The 20,592-nt window shown below is 43.9% G+C and carries 16 protein-coding genes; 6 read left to right on the forward strand and 10 right to left on the reverse strand.

Going from position 1 to position 20,592, the window contains the following annotated elements:
* Positions 1-110 precede the first annotated feature (110 nt).
* From QUB20_RS02025 to QUB20_RS02040, 4 genes are all read right to left on the reverse strand, one after another.
* Positions 111-1,082, reverse strand: coding sequence for a putative 2-dehydropantoate 2-reductase (locus QUB20_RS02025; RefSeq protein ID WP_333242861.1), 972 nt, complete (start codon positions 1,080-1,082; stop codon positions 111-113).
* A 232-nt stretch (positions 1,083-1,314) separates the two neighbouring features.
* The gene (locus QUB20_RS02030) at positions 1,315-1,773 is read right to left on the reverse strand and encodes an acyl-CoA thioesterase (RefSeq protein ID WP_445299370.1); all 459 of its coding nucleotides are present in this window, start codon (positions 1,771-1,773) and stop codon (positions 1,315-1,317) included.
* 107 nt (positions 1,774-1,880) lie between these two features.
* On the reverse strand, positions 1,881-2,327 hold the full coding sequence (locus QUB20_RS02035) for a tellurite resistance TerB family protein (protein ID WP_333052618.1): 447 nt from the start codon (positions 2,325-2,327) through the stop codon (positions 1,881-1,883).
* Positions 2,328-2,696: 369 nt separating this feature from the next.
* Positions 2,697-4,001: an ATP-binding protein gene (locus tag QUB20_RS02040; protein ID WP_333242857.1), complete on the reverse strand. Its 1,305-nt coding sequence runs from the start codon at positions 3,999-4,001 to the stop codon at positions 2,697-2,699.
* Between the two features lie 126 nt (positions 4,002-4,127).
* Here QUB20_RS02040 and QUB20_RS02045 point away from each other — a divergent pair, with 126 nt between their 5' ends.
* Positions 4,128-4,451 (forward strand): TMEM14 family protein, encoded by a 324-nt coding sequence (locus QUB20_RS02045; RefSeq protein ID WP_190735279.1) that lies wholly within the window; start codon positions 4,128-4,130, stop codon positions 4,449-4,451.
* Positions 4,452-4,778: 327 nt separating this feature from the next.
* Here the strand turns inward: QUB20_RS02045 and QUB20_RS02050 are convergent, their stop codons facing one another.
* The gene (locus QUB20_RS02050; RefSeq protein ID WP_333052613.1) at positions 4,779-5,804 is read right to left on the reverse strand and encodes a hypothetical protein; all 1,026 of its coding nucleotides are present in this window, start codon (positions 5,802-5,804) and stop codon (positions 4,779-4,781) included.
* A gap of 77 nt (positions 5,805-5,881) precedes the next feature.
* Between QUB20_RS02050 and QUB20_RS02055 the strand changes: the two genes are divergently transcribed.
* Positions 5,882-7,294 carry a hypothetical protein gene (locus tag QUB20_RS02055; protein WP_333242854.1) on the forward strand — a complete coding sequence of 471 codons (1,413 nt, stop codon included), beginning with the start codon at positions 5,882-5,884 and terminating at the stop codon, positions 7,292-7,294.
* Between the two features lie 258 nt (positions 7,295-7,552).
* Here QUB20_RS02055 and QUB20_RS02060 read toward each other — a convergent pair whose 3' ends face one another.
* Both QUB20_RS02060 and QUB20_RS02065 read right to left on the reverse strand, forming a co-directional pair.
* Complete coding sequence (locus tag QUB20_RS02060) at positions 7,553-10,054, reverse strand: protein kinase domain-containing protein (protein WP_333242851.1); 2,502 nt, start codon at positions 10,052-10,054, stop codon at positions 7,553-7,555.
* Entirely contained in the window at positions 10,048-10,482 is a 435-nt protein-coding gene (locus tag QUB20_RS02065) for a hypothetical protein (RefSeq protein ID WP_333291124.1), read from the reverse strand. The genes QUB20_RS02060 and QUB20_RS02065 overlap by 7 nt, the downstream gene beginning before the upstream one ends.
* 602 nt (positions 10,483-11,084) lie before the next feature.
* Here QUB20_RS02065 and QUB20_RS02070 point away from each other — a divergent pair.
* Entirely contained in the window at positions 11,085-11,453 is a 369-nt protein-coding gene (locus QUB20_RS02070; RefSeq protein ID WP_333242845.1) for a glycosyltransferase, read from the forward strand.
* Between the two features lie 93 nt (positions 11,454-11,546).
* Complete coding sequence (locus tag QUB20_RS02075) at positions 11,547-11,816, forward strand: hypothetical protein (RefSeq protein ID WP_333242842.1); 270 nt, start codon at positions 11,547-11,549, stop codon at positions 11,814-11,816.
* On the opposite strand, the gene QUB20_RS02080 is transcribed toward QUB20_RS02075, so the two are convergent.
* Both QUB20_RS02080 and QUB20_RS02085 read right to left on the reverse strand, forming a co-directional pair.
* On the reverse strand, positions 11,806-11,967 hold the full coding sequence (locus QUB20_RS02080) for a hypothetical protein (RefSeq protein ID WP_333242839.1): 162 nt from the start codon (positions 11,965-11,967) through the stop codon (positions 11,806-11,808). The genes QUB20_RS02075 and QUB20_RS02080 overlap by 11 nt on opposite strands.
* A gap of 32 nt (positions 11,968-11,999) precedes the next feature.
* Positions 12,000-14,273, reverse strand: coding sequence for an FdhF/YdeP family oxidoreductase (locus QUB20_RS02085; protein ID WP_333242836.1), 2,274 nt, complete (start codon positions 14,271-14,273; stop codon positions 12,000-12,002).
* 227 nt (positions 14,274-14,500) lie between these two features.
* On the opposite strand from QUB20_RS02085, the gene QUB20_RS02090 reads away from it, so the two are divergent.
* Entirely contained in the window at positions 14,501-14,713 is a 213-nt protein-coding gene (locus QUB20_RS02090) for a hypothetical protein (RefSeq protein ID WP_333052595.1), read from the forward strand.
* A complete protein-coding gene (locus QUB20_RS02095) occupies positions 14,700-14,972 on the forward strand; it encodes a type II toxin-antitoxin system RelE/ParE family toxin (RefSeq protein WP_333242829.1) in 273 nt (90 codons plus the stop codon). Before QUB20_RS02090 ends, QUB20_RS02095 begins: the two co-directional genes overlap by 14 nt.
* A gap of 71 nt (positions 14,973-15,043) precedes the next feature.
* Here QUB20_RS02095 and QUB20_RS02100 read toward each other — a convergent pair whose 3' ends face one another.
* Positions 15,044-20,230 (reverse strand): nSTAND1 domain-containing NTPase, encoded by a 5,187-nt coding sequence (locus QUB20_RS02100; RefSeq protein WP_333242825.1) that lies wholly within the window; start codon positions 20,228-20,230, stop codon positions 15,044-15,046.
* Positions 20,231-20,592: the final 362 nt, after the last annotated feature.

Consider the following 20,592-nt stretch of genomic DNA (forward strand, 5'->3'; position numbering starts at 1 on the left):
TTAACCGGATTTGACAGTAATTCCTGTAGGGGCGGGTTCACCAATATCTACAACACCAGCGAGAAATCTCACAAACCCGCCCCGCCCAATTGCCAATTGCCAATTGCCAATTACGACAAACCTAACAGCCTTCTCGTCCTCTCCGCTTCTTGTCTTTGAACATCCACAAACTTCAACATTCGGTAAAGTACCTCTATTTGGGGCAACTTAATACCTGCTTGCTGCGCCACCCGTATCGGATTACCAAAAATCGCCTCAACTTCCAGGGGCCGCGATTCATCATAATCGATTTTCATGCTCGTGCGGTAAGGCTTCATTTTCTGAGTGTATTCGAGCATTTGTGGGATAAAGTCATCGGGAATAATGCGATCGCAACTTTTGGCTCCCGCTACCACTTCCCCCATGATTTCCTCCACTAAAATCAAAGTATCGGGATTAGCCATCAGTTCGTCAGTTCTCGCATCCAACACTACAGACAGCCCGTTATAAGGAATATTCCAAACCAGCTTTTTCCACCTAGATAATAGCAAATCTTCGCTCATTTTTATGGGAATATGAGCACGTTTAAAGTCCGCAGCAATTTGGTGCAATCTATTAGTAATACCGATTGCTTTGTAGTCTTGGGCATATTCTCCCAGGGTGATAGTGCCGTAATCTAGGTGGCAGATATGACCGGGCCCAACTTTATAAGAACAGAGAAAACACAGCCCGCCAAGCACTCGTTCTGCACCGACAATTTTAGCGACTTCCGGTTCTGTATTCAATCCATTTTGCAATACTAAAACCGCGCCGTTATCCTTTAATAAAGGAGGCAATATTTTGGGCAACAAGTGATTTTGAGTTGTTTTCAGCGCTACAATTACTACGTCGCACTGAGGCATTTTGTGCGCGTCGCGGTAGGCGCGGACGTGGGGGAGGGTGAAGTTGCCTTCGGGAGACTCGACAATCAAACCGTGTTTTTTGACGTGATCGTAATCACTACGAAGCAAAAAATTGACTTCTAAACCTGCTTGTTGCAGTCTAGCACCGTAAAATCCGCCTAACGCTCCCGTGCCCACAATGGCATAATTGCGATTTGACATACTATCAAAAACTCCGAAAAAATTCTCAACCTAAAAGAAATTAGACCCCGCTCAAAAACGGATACCGTGCCACGTACTTAAGTCGCGATCAGTCCAAAATTTTAGACCAAAGTTGAAACTCCCAGATTCAATGCTGCAAGTAAATCTAAAATCTAAAATCTAAAATCTAAAATCTAAAATCGACTGACTGTCATTCCCTGTTATTATTTAAAGATATAACTAATCTGAAATCTCAACTCTCAATTTTCCTCATCCACTGCATCAAGTCTTCAGATAGCTGTTTTCTAGTTCGGCTAACTGCATCGATGCAGACGTGCTTAGTCAGAGCTTTAGCAGCGCTTCTTCCTGCAACTTCCTCAGAAAATAGTTGATAGGCAATTTCAAATTCATCGCCAGTAACTTGTTTAGGCGTCAATTGAATCATCAGCCGATCGCCCGCAAACATTGGGCGATAAAAATCTACACTAGCATGAATTATGGGAAAAGCAACCTCGGAATTGCTGAAAAATGCTTTGAGATTGATTCCCGATGCTGCTAGAGATGCCTCGTAAGCTTCGTGGCACATCGCCAAAACGTTAGCAAAGTAAACGACTCCAGCAGCATCGGTATCTTGAAAGCGAACAGTACGGGTGTAAGTGAAAGGCATTTGAGGTAGTAACGGCGATCGCAAATTCGATCGCAATTTTACCAACCATCATATCGGTAAACCCGCACTTTTGGAGAAGTTGTCAGCTAAGTAAGTAGGCACTAATTTTTTAGATTGTAAAATTCGCCCTCCTCACTCCTTCCCCTGATTTCTTAACCTTTGTTCTTAATCAACATCACGTCTATAATCTTGAGGGCAATATCTTCGGAAATCCCCAATGCACTGTAAAGATCGTTCAAAAGTTGTTCTTCTTCTTCTGAAACCTCGCCATCTGCTAAAGCGATATCAGTTGTCACAGCAAAAACTGTTTCTTTAAGTTCGTCGGGAAGCATTGCCAAAGCGGCATTAAACAGTACCTCCACTCCTTGCCGTTGCATAATCATCAGCAGGCGATCGAGCATTTTTCTCATCACGTCATCAGGATAACTGCGGAACAGTTGCATCCGAGATAGCGTCATGCTAATCGCTTTACTTTCGCTGTCATTGATGTAACCGTCGGCTGCTACGGCAATTAGCGCGATCGCCGCAAATGATTCGGCCGGCCCTAAAGTTACTTCCGTTTCTTGGCGAGTCTTCGATACTTTATCAAATAAACCCATGATATTTTCCTCTTTATTTAGTGGTGGATTTATGGAGTCAGGATTGGTTCTGGCTCTGGAGGTTTCTTGGGAGATTTTGATAATTATATCAAATTTGGTTAGTTATTTATTATCAATAAAATTATGAAAAAATTAAGAATTTTTATTTCGCCCTTCGGCGCTGCAATGGCGGGTTTATTCAGATCCTGAATTGCCTTCCTATATTTCAGGTAAAACAGGCATCTTGCACCATTGTAAGCAACAGGCTTTTCGGCCTGTTCCACAATAAAATTCACTCTTTGTGGAACAGGCCGGAAAGCCTGTTCATAAAAAACTTATTGAGAATGATGTAACATCTCAGTTAAAACCCGCCCTCGCAGCGCAGACAATCTACTTGTCAAAAAGGGCTAAATCTGCTTTCAGGAAATCAACAAACTGCCGCGCAGTTCTCCCCGATCGCCCGTTGCGACGAGTTGCCCATTCTTTAGCGCGGTGTTCCAAATCATCAGCAGCGAGTTTGATGTCAGCAAGTTCTGCCAGATGTCGGACAATTGTTAAATAAGTGTTTTGATCTGCAGGTTCAAAAGTTAAAGTCAAGCCAAACCGATCGCTAAATGAAAGTTTTTCCTGCACAGTATCCCAAGCGTGAACTTCGTCTCCATCGCGGGGGCGAGGCCTGTCGTCAAAAAACTCTCGAATTAAATGCCTGCGGTTAGATGTGGCATAAACTACCACATTTTGAGAGCGGGCAGTCACATTCCCCTCCAACACAACTTTCAGAGCTTTAAAAGCATCATCATCTTCCTCAAAAGACAGGTCATCCACAAAAATAATAAACTTTTGAGGAACTCCCCGCAACTGCTCGACAATTAGCGGCAAATCTTGCAAATCCGATTTAGATACTTCAATCAAGCGCAGATTGCGAGATCCAAACTCATTTAATAGCGACTTCACCAAAGAAGACTTGCCCGAACCGCGGCTGCCGTATAGCAAGACGTGCAAAGCCGGATAACCTGCTAGCAAAAACTCCGTATTTTTCACCAAAGCATCCCGCTGCCAATCGCAGCAAACCAACTCTTTTAAAGTTATGCGATCGGGATGCGAAATAGTCGTCAACTCCCCTCCCCGCCACGCAAAAGCGCGATATTCGGCAAACAAACCAGTGCCAAACTGTCGGTAATAAGCTGCCAAAGATTCCGTAGCGCTCGACCATTTTTCCAGTTTTCCGTGCAGCGGCAAATCTCCCTGTTCTGCTACAGTTTCTGAATGCCAAATCGGAGGCACTGCGTCAAGTTGACCCGCTACCCGCACCCACTTGCTCAACTGTTCGCTGCTGCATTCGTAAATATTTTGCAGCACTTCTAAATCATGTCGGGCGGCTTCCACCAAAGCGGGGGACAAACTTGCAAAATCTGTTTGCTGAGCTCGGCGAGAAAAGGGGTTTTCGTCTTTGAGAATTTCCCAAATCAGAGAATCTTTCCAGCTTAAATTTTTAGCAGCCTGAAGTTTGAACCAGTTCCCGTAAGCTACCTGACATTCCAAACCGCTGACTTCGCTGTGGTGAAGGGCTTGCAGCAAATCGAGAAAAGCTTGACCTGTGGGGCTTTTGAGAACCGATTGATACAGCAGCAGGGATGCTGCGAGGCGCTGGAGGTAACGGATTTGGGCGATCGCACCAGAAGTTAGGGCTGACATAATGGCAATTGTATAACAGTTACATATCCTGACTGGCTTTAATAAATTTTCTAACAATTCGTGACACTAATTGCAGGCCGCGCTGTATAAATTTAGATGCAAACAGTGAAATCGGGAGGATTAAAAATGAATTTAGGTACAGCAGCGGCGATCGGCTACGGCATTTTAACACTGGTTGGCGGCATCATGGGTTATATCAAGGCCAAAAGCCAAGCCTCCCTCATTTCGGGCTTGATTAGCGGTTCGCTGCTAATTTTTGCCGGCACCGCCCAGCTTATGGGACAAAGTTGGGGTTTAACATTAGCAGCAGCCATCTCCGCTGTTTTAGTAATAGTCTTTATTGTGCGCCTTGTTAAAACTCAAAAATTCATGCCGGCCGGAATGCTAATTTTAGCTAGCTTAGCGTCTTTGGGCGCGATCGTTTACGAAATCAGCGGTCAATATCAATAATCATTCGATTTTAGATTTTAGATTTTAGATTTTAGATTTTAGATTAACTCCCCAGCCTTGAGTGGGAAGTTGAACTAAAGTCTAATTTTTTTATTTCCCTGACTTAATTCCGGGGCTTGTATCTATTTTTAGCAGGACTTACGCAAAAAGTGGTTTGACGCGCTAATTATAGCGCTAAGGTGCGGTGTGCATGGAGCCGTAAATAATTAATTAGCTTCTGTGTAAGTCCTGTTTGGGTGAATTCAACAGTTAGGGGTCAGTAATTAGTAGTTAAAACACTAATTACTAACTCCTAATTACAAATTGCCAATTACTAATAACTAACCACTAATGACTAATGACTGCATCAATATACTGCTGAATTTCCCTGAGTTGCTGCCGCTGGCCTTCAATCCAATCTTTTTCCGCCGCTCGCTGTTGGGGCGTTTCTTTCTGATACCGCGCCTGCTTCTCTAAAAAATTATTGTAGAATTTAATCGCTTTTTCAACTGTTTCAATTCCCAGTTTCAGACGCTCCTCAAAAATTGCTAAAATCACATTTTCTAGGATTAAGCCAATCACTTTACAGCACTCTTCAAAATCGATCGAACTGATTCCCATCTTGCTTTTATGAACCAGAGTTTCTACAGGTTCTTTCAGCGTTTCTTTAAAACTCTTCATATAAGAATCCGGCAAATATTTCAGAGGTTCCGTAAACTTCGATACAATCTCCCCGCCTATTGATTGTAGTCGCTCTCTAAATTTAGACTGACTGTTTAGGTCAAAGCATTCAATACAAAGTTCAATTTTTTCTATATCAATAGATTGTAATTCTTTAAAAATTAAATTTAATTCATTTTCCATAATTAAAATCACTCGCTCTGCCTGGGAATCAACTTCATTCCGCAACTCTTTGTGCAAATTATCTTTTTCAAAAAAACCAATAGTATCTCTTTGAAAGACTTGAGAGTTTTTATCCCACAAAAACCAATGATTTTTTAACTTGGTTGCCTTGTCGCTCCAAGATTTGCGAACTTTAGCAACAGCATCATATTTGCCCTGTTTTCCTAAAGTGCGAATTCTCACATCGCATCCGCTTAGTTCGCCAATTTGCTCCCAGACATCAACAGGCGATGCTCCCGCAATTCTCGGCTTGCTATTCCAGACATCCTCAGCCTGAGATACATCTTTGAAACATACCTGAAGTAGCTCTTTGAGCCTGATGGCAGATTGCTTAATTTCGTCAATACAAGGTTCCACATCTAAATTGAGTTGGGTAGCTGACTGTTTAATCTCCACGGATTGATATTCGTCTGCCAACAATCGATCGCTAAACAGGTTAATAGCCTGGAATGCCTTGAGATACTCATTCATTTCCTTTCATCTCTCGTTTCCATAAACAGCATACAATACAAAACATCTGCCTTTTTGAATGGAAACTGAGCCACAACATGGATTATATATTCACCCCTGCAACTCAGGCGCGACTCAATAGTGGCAACCTTGTACAGCCTGCTACCAAAACAGGAAAATTGCTCCCCGCAGCTAGAGATCCGGTGACAGGGGAGTTTGTGGAGCTCGCAAAAATTTTTTATCAATCAAGAAGTGAAACTCTATCCTCGCGGGGAGTTATAGGATTGCTCGCACAGTTAGCCGGAGGTGGCCCCATACAGCCGCTGGTAGCTCCCGTGTACGTCACACTGGCGCCGTTGCAGGTGGCTCAAACTCATCAGGGGTTTCAAAAAACATACAGAATGCTTAACTGTCTGAAAATTAATTTGGCAGTGATGCAAGCGACTGCTGCTGTCATTGGTATTGGCGCTGTATCGAGCACAGTTTTGTCAGCAGTAAACCTCAACCAAGTATTAAAAATCCGAGAAGAGGCAAAGCACCAGAAGCTAAAAATTAAAGACGGATTTATCGATCTCAGACACATCCTCAAAGATAGGGGAGTAGAGGTGATTCAGCAGATTTTTAAGGTGGCTCACGACTCTAGTTTTGAAATGCACCGCCAGAAACTGGTTAACGGTTATGAGATTTTTTCTAAAGCTATCAAACGCTGTCAGTCAGCCCTGACAGTGCCAGATATTAAACTTCGGAATTCCGAAATTAATAGCGGGCGGGATATGCTATTTGAGGCTTTAAAAATTTATGATAATCCTAGTTTGTTGGAGGGGCTGTCTTCTGCAGGAAAGCTCAGGCAAATGGAATGTGTTTGGGCGATCGAGCAGGCGATCGGCGTCACGTTTCACTTGCAGCGGGCCTACTATATGGTGAGCGATCGCCTGTTGGAACTTCAATCAAAAATTTGTCAAAATCTTCTAACTGTTGTTAAAGGATGTCAATCCGAACCCGAATTAGATTTTTTATTTCCTGAAGTTACTAGGATTCTCGGTCATGATTTAAGTGTAATAGAATTTTGGCAAAATGAGGTTGATTGGATGGAAACTTTGTCTCCCAAAGAGCAGCACCAGTTAGCTAGTTTAGATAAACTCACCGGCGAGAGTTTAAAAAGCAGCGTGTACACTACATTCGCGGTATTAGCTGCGGAACCTTCACTTTATGAAAGTTTAAAGCAAAAGTCTCACTTTCTATCCTTGCGCGACCAGCTAACCTTCGCTGTGTCGCCGGAAATTCGCCGGAGATACGAATTTTATGTCAGCCAGCAGGCGATCGCTACTGGCTATCAAGGTTTAGCTGCCTCGAATTGGCAAGAAATATCCGATTTAACTGTCGCTAACCTCTACCACTTTTTTCAAATCCGAGAGAACTCAACTGAAAATTCTCCAACTGAGGACGAATTAGAAACGCCTTATTGGCACTTTCCCCAAACCTTCAAAAATGAGCTGAATTACAGCAATTAAATGACTAATGACTAATGACTAATGATATCATGTACGATCGATTGACCGCGATTCCTGCAGTAGGTTGGGTTGAACGAAGTGAAAACCCAACATCCATAGGTGTTGGGTTTTCACTTCGTTTAACCCAACCTACGTATATTATAGTAATCGACCGGAATTGATGTTACACCAGTTCCTCAAAAAAATGGAATTGTAGGGAAGTTCCCAACCATTATGCGGTAAGTCATTCCCATCTAAAATCTAAAATCTAAAATCGTATTACCTCAACCACAACTTAATAGTATTGTCTTTAGAACCGCTAGCAATAGTTTTGCCATCGGGACTAAAAGTTACCACATAAACCTCATCGGAATGTCCCGTCAAAGTATTCAGCAATTCTCCAGTAGCAAAATCCCAAACTTTAATAGTTTTATCCTTGCTCCCGCTGGCAATAAACTTCCCGTCCGGGCTGATAGCAACCGAGACAATATCGTCAGAATGTCCCTTGATAGAGCGAATTAAATCTCCTGTTTCGATATTCCAAATTTTAATACTTTCATCGTAGGAACCGCTAACAATTGTCTTCCCGTCCGGGCTAACAGCAACCGACCTCACCGCGTCGCCGTGTCCCTCAATAGTTTTGAGCAACGCCCCTGTGGCGACATCCACAACTGTAATTTTTTTATCCTTAGAAGCGCTAACCAAACTTTTTCCATCTGGAGTGAAAGCAACAGAATAAACAAAATCTGTATGGTCTGGAAAACTCTGAATCAAACGGCCAGTTGTTGCATCCGAAATCTTTGTGGTTTTGTCTCCGCTGGCACTAGCCACAAGCTGTCCGTCGGGGCTAAGAGCAACAGACCAAACAGAAGCAGTGTGGTCGAGACTGCGAATCACTTGCCCTGTTTTCAAATCCCACAGCATGACTCGCCAAAAACCGGTGCCAGTCGCCAGTTTGGTACCGTTTGAGTCAAAAGCAACCGACCAAATAGTGGAGGAATCTCCTGGAAAAGTGCGAATCGACTTGCCTGTAGCTAAATCCCAAATTTGGATGGTTTTGTCTTTAGAACCGCTGGCTAACATTAAGCCGTCTGGACTGAAAGCAACAGACCCAACTGCATCTAAATGCTGAGCGAAATTTTTGACTTTGGCGTTCTTCCACCGCAAACCTGCTTGGCACTGTTCTTGTAACTCCTGAGCGGACGAATAGGTGCTGGAAGTGTCGGCAATTGTTGGTATTTGGCTGATGCAGCCTTCATAATTGCTGGCTGTATAAAGAGCTTCAATTTGATTGAGCTGTTGGGATTCTTTCTGGGCTAGCTGCTGCCATTCTTGCCATTTGAGATATCCGTAAATTCCGCCGATCGCAGCTAAGATAGCCGCAATTGTTGCTCCGGCAAGATAAGGATTGAATTTGCGAGTTTCTTTGGGGACAAGTGCTGCTGGGCTGGAGCTCGACAAATCGGTTTTTCCGTTCAGATTTACCTGCGGGGATACCGCCGGACTTGCCTGCAATTCGAGGTGAGGGGCGCTACTCGCTGGTGGCAGATTGGGGTTGCGATGTCCCTCCAAAACTGTGGATATCGCCTTGTACAATTTAGCAAATAAAGATTTAGGAATGACTAATTCTTCGATTTTCGCGGCATCTTCGTCGGTAAGCCCTAAAACTTGCTGCAAGCGTTTTAACTCGTCGCGAGTTTCCAGAGAAAAGGGATATTCTTGCTGCATTGCTTCTTGCAGTGATTGTTCGTAGCGTTCGCCTTTTTCCCTGTATTTCCGGTAAGGGTTCAATACCTCATCTTCGATCGCCTCTGCTTCTTCTGGCAGCAATTCCAAACTGACGCGCAGTTCATCTAATATTCTTCGACCGACGACTGTAATATCACCCCGACTGCTGCTACGCCGATCGACTTCTTCGCGATATATTGTTAGCTTGGGAATCCGCGCCCGCGAGCGATCGCCAATTTTCCTCAAATCGGCTAAAGCTTCCGCCGCCGACTGGTACCTCTCCCGAAAATCGTAGCGCACCATATTGTCCAAAACATCGGCCAGCGCTTGGGAACAGGTGGCTAAATGCCGCCAAACAATTTCGCCTTTATTAGAATTTTTCAAATCCCGCAGTTTCGGCAAATCGTAAGCCGGCAAACCCGTCATTGCTTGGATGCCAATCATTCCCAAAGCGTAGATATCGCTGTTGAGTTGCGGGTTGTATTGAAATTGTTCGATCGGCATATATTCCAGAGTGCCAATCCGCACCGTTACCGGCGCTTGTCTTTGAGCGATGTGAATTTCTTTCACCGAGCCAAAGTCAATCAAAACTAACTTGTTGTCGGAATAGCGGCGGATTAAATTTGCCGGTTTAATATCTCGGTGAATTACGCCCTGTCCGTGTACAAATACTAAAATTTCTAACAGTTCCTTCAGCAAAGGAATCATTTTTTCTTCACTTAGAGGCTTGCCCGGTACAATCTCGGTTGATAGCGAGTGACCGGCAACAAAGGATTCTACTAAGAAAAATTCTTCATTTTCTTCAAAATAAGCGAATAGCTGAGGAATTTGGTCGTGTTGACCGAGCTTTTCTAGAACTTCTGCTTCTTTTTGAAAAAGACGGCGCGTAGTATTAATTAATTTCGGTTCGGTGGTACCGGGACGCAGGTGCTTGACAAAGCACTGCGGTTCTCCGGGACGGCGAATATCTTTGGCCAGATAGGTTTGCCCAAATTCTCCTGTTTCTATGACTTCAATGATTTGATAGCGTCCATCTAAAAGTTGGCTCACCATGATAATAACGCAGCCTTTTTTTGGTTGATTTTCGCAAGAAACAGTGGCAATGTTGAGTCAGTTGTATAGCCTTTTTCAGGTAAATTAGGTGTTCCGGGGAATGGGCAAAACAGGGCATTGGGCCTGGGCAAAACAGGGCATTGGATATTCCGAATAGTTGCTTTTTTCCTTCTTTTTTCTTTCCTTATTCCGACTTCCATCGGACTTCTTCCCTCAGACTTCTTTCCTTCTGACTTCTGACTTCTGACTTCTAACTGAGATATTGCACCATTCTCAATTACTTGTTTATGAACAGGCATCTTGCCTGTTCCACAAGAAAACTCACTCTTTGTGGAACGGGCATCTTGCCCGTTCTTGACAATGGTGCAACATCTCAGTTCTAACTGAGATATTGCACCATTCTCAATTACTTCTTTAGGAACAGGCAAGATGCCTGTTCCACAAGAAAAATCATTCTTTGTGGAACGGGCATCTTGCCCGTTCTTGACAATGGTGTAACATCTCAGTTCTGACATACTTTATTTTTTCAACATCTGCAAAGCTTGATATCCCAAAAAGAAAAAACCCAAAGCGCCGAGTACCGCTATCGTGTTCGCAAACACATCGACTGTAAAAAATTCGCCCATTGCAATATCCTCTGAAAACTGATATCTATCCTCGGCTTTTCGGTCGCTGTCTGGGTGAGGGGTCTTGCCCCTCGGTGCGGGCGAGCCGAAAGATGCTCACAAATTATAGCAAAAGAGGTGGTCAATCGATTTTAGATTTTAGATTTTAGATTTTAGATGGAAGCATTGACTTGCGCGAGATGAATCCGGGGGCTTGTATCCTGGATGCTTTCGGTCAATCGATTTTAGATTTGAGATTTGAGATTTTAGATTGAAGCATTGACCCCAGGGATGAATCCGGGGGCTTGTATCCTGGATGCTTTCGGTCAAAATAACTTTTCGGGCGATCGACTAGCTTTTTGTTTTAATATTTTTTAATATTTAGGGAGACTAATCGTGTACTGACATTTTGAGGTCAGTTGGCTTTGATATTGTTAACCCTGCTAATTTTTTCTCTGATTGTAAGTACAGCTTACAGTAAGAATTTGCGCCGATCGGTCAAAAATGCGCCTCAAACCGACAGAAGTTCCGCGAGGCCCTCACCGGCACCCGCCGCGCAGTTCCCTACAGTTTCGGTAATCGTACCAGCATACAACGAGGCAGAGAATATTCGGGATGGCGCGATCGCCATGAGGGAGAGTACACCGCTGTCTGTGGACAATTTAGAGGTTTTAATTGTAGACGATCGATCGACAGACGACACCAAGGCGATCGGGCCAACCCTGCAACAGCATCTCAACGACCCTCGGCTTAAAATATTAGCAGGTCAATCGATTTTAGATTTTAGATTTTAGATTTTAGATTAAAGAATTGACTTGCGCGAGATAAATGCTCTTTCTTGAGGATTTTCGATTTTAGATTTTGGATTGATTCCACGGATAAATCACGTGGCGGATACCACCTTTGAAATTCGCTTGTCAGCCGCGACCAACCAACCAATTACCTGGTTAACTATTTGTTTATCCGTAATCGTAATTTGGCAGCATTACACTTTGCGCCCCTTGGGTGCCGAGATTTCTGAATGTCCGACGAAATACTGGTGGTTAGGAGGTTTGGGAGGTGCGTTAGTGGCGGCAATGGCGATCGGTTCTGCGATTAAAACTGAAACCAGTTGGGGATGCACTTGGCGCGGTAGAACTTTGCAAATTAAGAGTTGATTAAAACTTGCATATGGGCAGGCAAGATGCCCACCCACAAAAAATTAACCCCTTGTGGAACAGGCATCTTGCCTGTTCTTAAGAATAGTGTAATTTGTGGAACAGGCATTTTGCCTGTTCTTGAGAATGGTGTAATTTGTGGAACAGGCATCTTGCCTGTTCTTGAGAATGGTGTAAGATATTCTATACTTCCGCATAAACAAAAGCAGGTACGCGCTTGTAAGCAGGCGTGCCCGATCGCTTTTCAATCTCCGGGTGAAAAATCACATTAACTTCAGGATAAAACATCAAAGCAGCACCCTCACGAACCGCCCCATAAATCACCTCGACATTTTCCATTTTCCCCACATTGCCCTGCACCGTAACCCGCTGATGTTCATGCAAACCCGTGCTTTCTGCATCCGCACGATTCATCAAAATGCAGTTGCGGTGCGGCATTCCCCGGTACTTGTCATCAATTTTGTAAACCACAGTATTGTGCTGAGAATAGCTGCGTCCCGTCATCAATGCCACAACAATACCCTGTGTTGATTCCGATACTCCAAACTCTTTCGCTTCCGGTAATTTCAGCTTAGGTAAAGGCGTGACAAACATCTTCGCTTTCCCAGACTCGGTAGGGAATTTAGGTTCGGTAAAAATGCGACCGCTGATGGTAAATTCCTCTTTTGTATCATCAATTGTTGCCATCTTTTCATAGCCCGGAATAGTTTTAGCAATCAATTGGCGCACGTATTTTGTGTCTTGAAGTCGGCGCCAATCAACCGGAAAATCGCCGTGGATTCTGCTGGCTAATTCCGTCAAAAAATGCACTTCAGGAATCAAATCCGAATTCTGGAGATGAGTTTCGCCCTCATCATTTAAACGCACAAAGTTATTGCCCGATTCCACCGTTGTTTTGTGGGGGTTTTCAAAGCGATTCAGGACGGGGAGCACAATTGTATTGTGCTTGGCCAATCCGTGAAAATGCCCTAAATTCGGTTTGGTTGCGAGGTAGATAACGGTTTCAACATTGCTTAAAGCCTGTTTTGCCTGCGTTGAATCTGGATTCGCCCCATACAAGTTGCCGCCCAGACAGATCAGGGTATCAACTTTGCCTGCTTCTGCTGCTTCAATGAGCGATCGAGTGTCGTAGCCTTTAACAGGGCTGAGGGGACGATTCAATAACTTTTCTAAAGCTTGTTGAATTTCTTTTTTCAGCTTCACAGTGACGCCCATAGAGCCGAATCCTTGCACGTTTGAGTGTCCTCTCACGGGCATTAATCCCGCCCCTTCTTTGCCGACATTTCCTGTCATTAAGGCAGTATTGGCGATGCTGAAAACGTTATCTACACCGTTATCGTGTTGGGTAATTCCCATCGCCCAACCGAAGACAACCCGCTGGGACGTGCCGATAATTTTGGCTGCCGCCTCAATTTCTGCTTGGGAAACTCCGCAGGTTTTAGTAATAGTTTCCCAAGCGGTTTCGCGGGCGTGCTGGACTACTGTTTCCCAGCCTTCTGTATGAGCTTGCAAATAGCTTTCGTCCAGCAAACCTTGTTCGATTATAGACTTTTGAATGCCTAAAAATAGCGCCGTATCGCTGCCGGGAATTGGTTGCAAGTATAAGGAGGAAATATCGGAACCGGGGATGAGCGACTTGACGGGAAATGCGGGAGAACCAAACTTGACTAAGCCGATTTCCATCACCGGATTGATTACAATTATTTTACCGCCTTTGTCGCGAATTTTAATCAATTCGTTCATCAAACGGGGATGGTTGTAGGAAGAATTGCTGCCCGCGAGCACGACGCAATCTGCTTCCTTCAAGTTTTCTAGACTCACTAACGAGGTGCGGGTGGCAAACATTTCGCTTAAGCCAGTTGTCGAGGGAGCGTGGCAGAGATCGGAACAATCTGCTAAGTTATTGGAACCCATCGCCCGCATCATCAATTGCAGCAGAAAAGCCGCTTCGTTGGAAGAACGACCGGAACTGTAAGATGCCACTCTTTCGGGGGTTTTGCGAAAAGCAGCTTCGGCAATTTGATAAACTTCTTGCCAAGAAATGCGATCGTAATGAGAGGAACCAGCCCGCAAAATCATCGGAAAACTCAGCCTTCCCAGCCTATCGGCTTCCATTGAAGTTAATTGCTGAAGTTGTGCAATACTCTGCTGTTCAAAAAATTGAGTTGAGATAGCCGGCTTGATTTCAGCGGAGATTGCTTCGACGCTTTTCATGCACCGCTGAAGTTTTTCGCCCTCTTCATTTGTAAAACCTCCTTTCTGTCCGCCCGTGCCCCAAGAACACGACAAACAAGCACTTTTGTGCAGCAAAGTTTTCCAAAGTTTCGGCCCTTCCGGGGACAATGTATGTTCTGCCCAATATTCTATTACGGGCAAACCGCCACCTATCTCTGGTGTTTCCTCGTTTGTCTCGTTGAATGGCGGGATTGGTTGGACATTTTGGGAGTTGACATCCATGTGGTTTACCTCGGGTTTTGATTGCTGGTTAATTCTGTGGGGAATTGCCAAAAAGGTTAAGCTTGTCAGTCGAATTTTAGCGCAAGTTTACTGCGACCACAATTAGCCAGTAGATAGATTTGTTTAACCTATCGGTTGAGTAACTCGACAGGCAGACGCGATCGCCTCTTGACAAAAAAAATGTATCTATTATAATAATTCATATACTCAGATATAAACACTACAAAATGCTAGAACTACATAAAAGTTATGTGATCGACGAAAATCAGCAGCCGATTGCTGTTCAAATCCCCCTTGAACAATTTGAGAAAATAGAGGAGATTTTGGAAAACTATGGTCTGGCTAAACTTATAGAAGAAACTGAAGGTGATGAGAGATTATCAAAAGAACAAGCACTAAAGTATTATAACTCAATCAAACAAAATAATGTGGCAAGTTGAATATACAAATCGGTTCCTCAAAGAACTAGCTGCTTTACCTACTGAAATTAGAAGTAGGATAGAACCTATAGTTTTTCAATTCTTAGAATCAGACAATCCCTTTGCATTAGGATATCTGGAAAAAATGAAAGTTTATCCAGATAAATATAAAATTCGTGTTGGTGACTACCGTATTGGACTCACAGTTGATGCACCGACAAAAACTTTAATTTGTCAGCGAGTAGCGCACCGCCGAGACATATACAGAATTTTTCCATAAAATTATGTAGATGAGAATTAGCAAAATATAATTATGTAGGGTGTGCAGCCCGCAACTTACCGCTGTCAATTTCACCGCTTCCCCTTATTTAAAGCCTGCTTCCCAAACCCAAGACACAGCAGTCGATCGCCCTCAGCAACATTCGGGTCATTCTGCAAATAATCTCCTAACCACTCGCAACTGCGAGCAATAATATTATTCAGTTCCAAATTCTCCACAGGCAACAGAATTACATTCCTATCCCTACTAGCAAAACCCAGAGTTTTGCTATCAGAACTAAAAGTAACACTCAACACGCGATCGCTCGATTCTAAAGTCTTAGATAGAATAGCCTTCTTGCCGTCAAAATCCCACAGCTTAACAGTATTTCCCCCACTCGCCGCCGCAATCAACTTGCCGTTGGGACTAAAACTCACGCTTTCTACAGTATCGCTGTGGTCGAGTTTTTCAGTTAAATTCGCCACCTTTCCATCAAACCCCCACAAGTAAACTTTTTTGTCAGCGCAAGCAGCAGCAATAGTCTTGCCGTCTGGACTAAAACTAACATTTTTAACGCTGTCTTGGTGGTCGAGAGTTTTCATAATTTTTGCCGACGAACCGTTAAATTGCCACAGGTAAACTCTCTTTTCTCCGGTAATTTCAAAAGCCTTTTTCTTCCCGCTTGGCTTGTCCTCAGCAGCGGTAGCAGTAGCAATAGTTTTGCCGTCGGGACTGAAGCTAACGCTAATTACTGGATTGCTGTGATCGAGTTTTGCCAACAAAGTTGCTTTAGCACCGTTCCAGCGCCAGAGGTACAATTTGCGATCGGCACTTGCGGCAGCAATTATCTTTCCGTCTGGACTAAAACTCACGCTTTTAACAATGCCGCTGTGGCTGAGAGTATTTAACAGTTTGCCGTTTAAACTCCAGACTTTCACGGTTTTGTCATCGCTCGCGGAAGCAACAGTTTTATCATCAGGCGAAATGCTAACCCAGGTAACAGAATCCTTGTGACTTTCTAAGGTTTTGAATAAACTGCCGTCAGCACGCCAAAGTCTCACTGTTTTGTCCCCGCTAGCAGAAGCAATTGTTTTGCCGTCAGCGCTAAAACTGACTTTGTAAACCCAGTCTCCGTGTCCTGATAAAATCTTATTCAGCGGAGTGCTGTCTGGTTTCCAAATTTTCACTATTTTGTCCTTACTTGCGGAAGCAATAGTGCCGTCGCCGCTGAAACTTACGGCCCTCACGTCGTCTTGATGTCCTCGAAAAGTGTTGAGCAAAGTGCCGCTGCGACTCCAAACTTTCACCGTATCGTCTGCACTGCCGGTGACAATTTTTTCGCCGTCGCGACTGAAAGTCGCGCTGACAACTTCATCGTTGTGTCCTTTGAGAGTTCTGATTTCCTCACCGTTTCGGTTCCAAATTTTGGCTGTGGTGTCGGCACTTGCTGAGACGAGTTCTCGACTGTTTGGACTGAACTTAATGCTGTAAACAATGTCAGAATGTTTGGTTAATGTTTTGGGATTAATTCTAAAGTTCTGCGTTTTACTTTCTCGGTTCCAAAGTTTGACAGTTTTGTCAACACTTGCTGAGGCAATTGTTTGGCCGTCGGGACTGAAACTGACGCCGAGCACCCAGTCTTTGTGTCCGGTTAAGGTTTGCAGCAATTTTTTGTTCGCAAGGTTCCAGATTTTGACGGTGTTGTCGTGACTGGCGGAAGCTAGGGTTTTGCCGTCTGGACTGAAACTGACGCTGGTGACGATATCGCGGTGGCCGGATAAAATGCCAATCGCACTTTTGTCGTTATCTACTTGCCAAATTCTAATTGTGCGATCGGCACAACCAGTAGCGATCGTTTTCCCATCAGGACTAAAACTAACACTCGTCACGCTATCTGGGTGATTGAAAGTTTTTAATAACTTACCTTCTTTGCTCCACAATTTAACAGTTTGATCTGCACTTGCCGAAGCAACTGAATTGCCGTCGGGACTAACACTTACATCCAAAACAAACTTGCTGTGCTGCTCGAAACGGTTGCGTTCTTGCACCCCGGAAACTGCTTGTCTGAGTCTTTCAGCAATTTGATTTTTAGTGTCCACAGGCAGCGCCGTACTTTTCAGAGAATCACGACCAATTTTGATACTATTTCCCAACACTCCTAATTGATTTTTTTCATTAGAAAGCACCAAAGCTTCCGACGCCGAATTTAGGGCATCAGTCCGACTGGTTTCTGCTTCTTGCCGTGCGCTTTCTGCTAATTTTGCTTGCTCGAAAGCCATCCCCGAAACACCTCCGAGTACAAGCACTCCTAAAACCGCCGCCTGCAATTGCCATCTCCGAGTGTGGTAAAGTTGAGCTTCTGCTTGGTACTGTTTGTCTCTAGCTTCCGACAGCAAAGCATCTTGCTCTCTGTCTTTGCGAATTTGTTCAATTTCATCTCGGTTAATTTGGTTTTGCTTTCGCAGTTCCTCAAATTCTGCCTTTTTATCTAATTCTTGCTGCTGGCGAATGAAGCTAACTAAATAATCGTGAACGAGCTGATAAAGCTCAGCAGGCAGTTCCATCCATCGAAACACTAAACCAGACTTTACTAACAATTCTAAGACTAAATCTAATTTGTCAGCTTCAGCAAATGTCGCTAAACTTGAAGCTAATTCTGCGCGGGTTTTTAGGGGACGAATCTGTTCTTCATCTGTGAGCAAATACAAAACTCGGCGCGCCGCTACTTCATTCTCTGGCCCGCAATCTTTGATAACTTCTTCGAGAAACCTTTCGACTAATTTTTGTTGCGGATTGTTGCCAAGTTCCTGATATTGAGTTAAAGTTCTAATGTTCTCTTGTTGTAGTTGAGCGCCGACAAGTTGTAGTTCGATCGGGCGAACTTCTCCTAATTCTCCAGCTAAATCATTGACTAATTCTTCGATCAGCTCCGGTTCTAAGTAAAACTGCGCTCGCTCAGTTAAAGTGCGAATTACCGATCGCGCATCGATCAGCGAAAAATTTCCCAAATAAAACAGAATGTTTTTGCTGAGAATGTCATCTAAAATATCATTGTTAACGAATCCTGTCTGGTTTTTTGGTCGAGTAAATTCCAGCACATAGTGCAGGTAATCTTCCCGCAAACACAGGACGACTTTTAAGTATTTGATTTTCAAGCATTCCCGCAAAAAATCAAAAAATATTTGTCTTTCCGCTGGCTCTTTCCACACGAAAAAGAATTCTTCAAATTGGTCAAATATCAGAACAGTCACTAAATGTTCTGAATTTCTTTGCAGCTCCTTGATAATGTTTTCGTATTCGATCGCCTGTTGTTGTATGATAAATTCTACTGGCTGTGACTGCTCCCTTTGCTCCTCATTTTTCGCAGCCGAGCCACCGTGCAATCCCGAAATAAGATTTCCCTTGACTGCACCTGCTTCTACGGTCAAATCTACCGGAGCAGTTTCTGGTACTGCTTCGGCAATTTCAGGATCGAATATTTCAGCTTTTCCAGCAGATAACTGTCTGGTCAATTCCCGCGGCCAGTTGTTATAAACTTGCAGCACTACGGGCAAAACAGTCCGCATTTCTATTTTTTTTTGTTTAAGAGCTGGTACTAATCCTCCCGTGACTATTGAACTTTTGCCAACTCCAGACTGACCGTAAATTACTGTCAGTTTGTCGGGGGTATTGTTCATTCTATATATCAAGCGGTTGAGGTCTTCCTCTCTGCCGGAAGCTGTAATCTCGTCAGCAATAGTAGCAGCGCCGGCAAGAGTTTCGGCGACGGAATTAACCGCTTCTCTGTGCGGCTGCAACTTTCCGGCCCCAATAAAAGCTCGGAACCGATACGTGTGTTCCACCGCTCGATAATCTTGCTTAATTTGAAATGCTTCGAGATATTCTCCCCGCTGAAAATAGAGCGATCGCAGCATTTCTAAAACCCGCAAATACAGTTGCGGGTTGTAGCAAGGTTCGGTTTCCGAGCGAGCAAGTTCTAAATGCGCGATCGCCTCCTGCACCTCACCCAAATGACTCTGGGCCTCTGCTAAAATTAACAGATACAAGCCTAAATGCTGCGACTTTACAGGGGTTCCCTGTCCCGTCGCTTCTAAATTTGAGTTGAGAACGTCTAGAGCCACTAAAGCCCATTCTTTCGCCCCTTGCCAGTTCTTTTGCTCTAAGGCTACTCTAGCCAAAAAGCCGTAATCTTGAGCCAAATTAACTGCTGAATTTTCCATATTTTGATGTAACCTCCGAGCTTTAATAGCTAAATTCCAGAGTGCATCCCAATCTTCTAAATGCTGCAATACTTCCCCAAGTTGATTGATGAATATACCCACGGCATCCGGCCGCCCCACGCGTTCTAAAACATCAATACATTCCTGAAAATAATTCTTAGCTTCCGTCCAGTAAGGACGGTTGCCGCTGCGGTGTTTTTCTGCTTGGAAGCGGTAGCAAAGACCGATGTGGAATAGCAGAATTCCCTCTAACACCGGTGCAGGGTGAACGGTAAATAACAAATCGCTAAATTCTGTTTTTTGTCCAATAAATGCTACTTGATACTTCCAAAAACTGAGACTTTTTTGATATAATTCAATAGCCGCAGAGATGCGGTGACAAGCATATTCGTGCCTACCGCGAATAAATTGCAAACTTGCTTCAATAGCTGGTTCTAATCTGATATTGCAAGTTTGCAAGTCTTGGCTAGCTGACTCTAGTTCACTCAAAGAATTGGCTCCGAGAATGGCAGAATTAGTTAAACGCCAATTGCCACTTTCTAAAATGTTGGAAAAAATGCGATCGGCACTTTTGCCCAAAAAATCTACCAAGTCGTCCGGGCCCATCACAAATTCAACACTTGTCGTCCAAGTTTCGATATCTGTTACTAACCGAATCAGTTTTTTTAATATTTTGTCTGTCACCCACAGCACCACCGGGAAAGGAAAATTATTCCGAAATTCTTCCCTCACGTAGTTGGTAGAAGTCAGCAGGCGATCGATCGCACTTACCGATTCCAATCCAAACACCATTAAAGCTGCCGGATGGGTGCAGGAAAGTTTGGTTTCTATCGTCGTGTAAAGAGTTTTAACAGATGGCGGGAGGACAATTTCTCGAATCTCGATCCCAGACTCTGCCCGCAATTGCCTTACAATTTCCTCTCTCATAGCGCTGTAATTGCACCGTACCAAAATGAGCGAAAATTGCCCGTGAGACATTCTCAGAGTCCGGGAGAGAGTTTGCAGCGAACTTTGGTTTTGCTGTGCTGCGGTTTCTTGCTGGTAGTGCGAATTAATCATAATTAATATTTGAAAAAAATTCTCAGGATAGGTGCTGTCAACTGCCGAAAAAAGCAAGTTCGGCAACGGATTATTTAACGGATGTAACGGATGTAACGGATGGCAGTTCGGCAACGGATTATTTAACGGATGTAACGGATGTAACGGATGGAAGTTCGGCAACGGATTATTTAACGGATGTAACGGATGTAACGGATGTAACGGATGGAAAGAATAGACCGCAGGGGGGAACTGCAATTAAGAACGTCCTCACCTTTTGGGCGGTTGCTCTAACTAAGTTTACTTTTACCCGTTTTTACGTTTGCCAATCACAGCGAACAATCACATGATTAATTTTATTTCTGCCCTTTTTGGCGATTTCC

The organism is Microcoleus sp. B4-C2 (assembly GCF_036705265.1).
Classification (GTDB): domain Bacteria; phylum Cyanobacteriota; class Cyanobacteriia; order Cyanobacteriales; family Microcoleaceae; genus Microcoleus.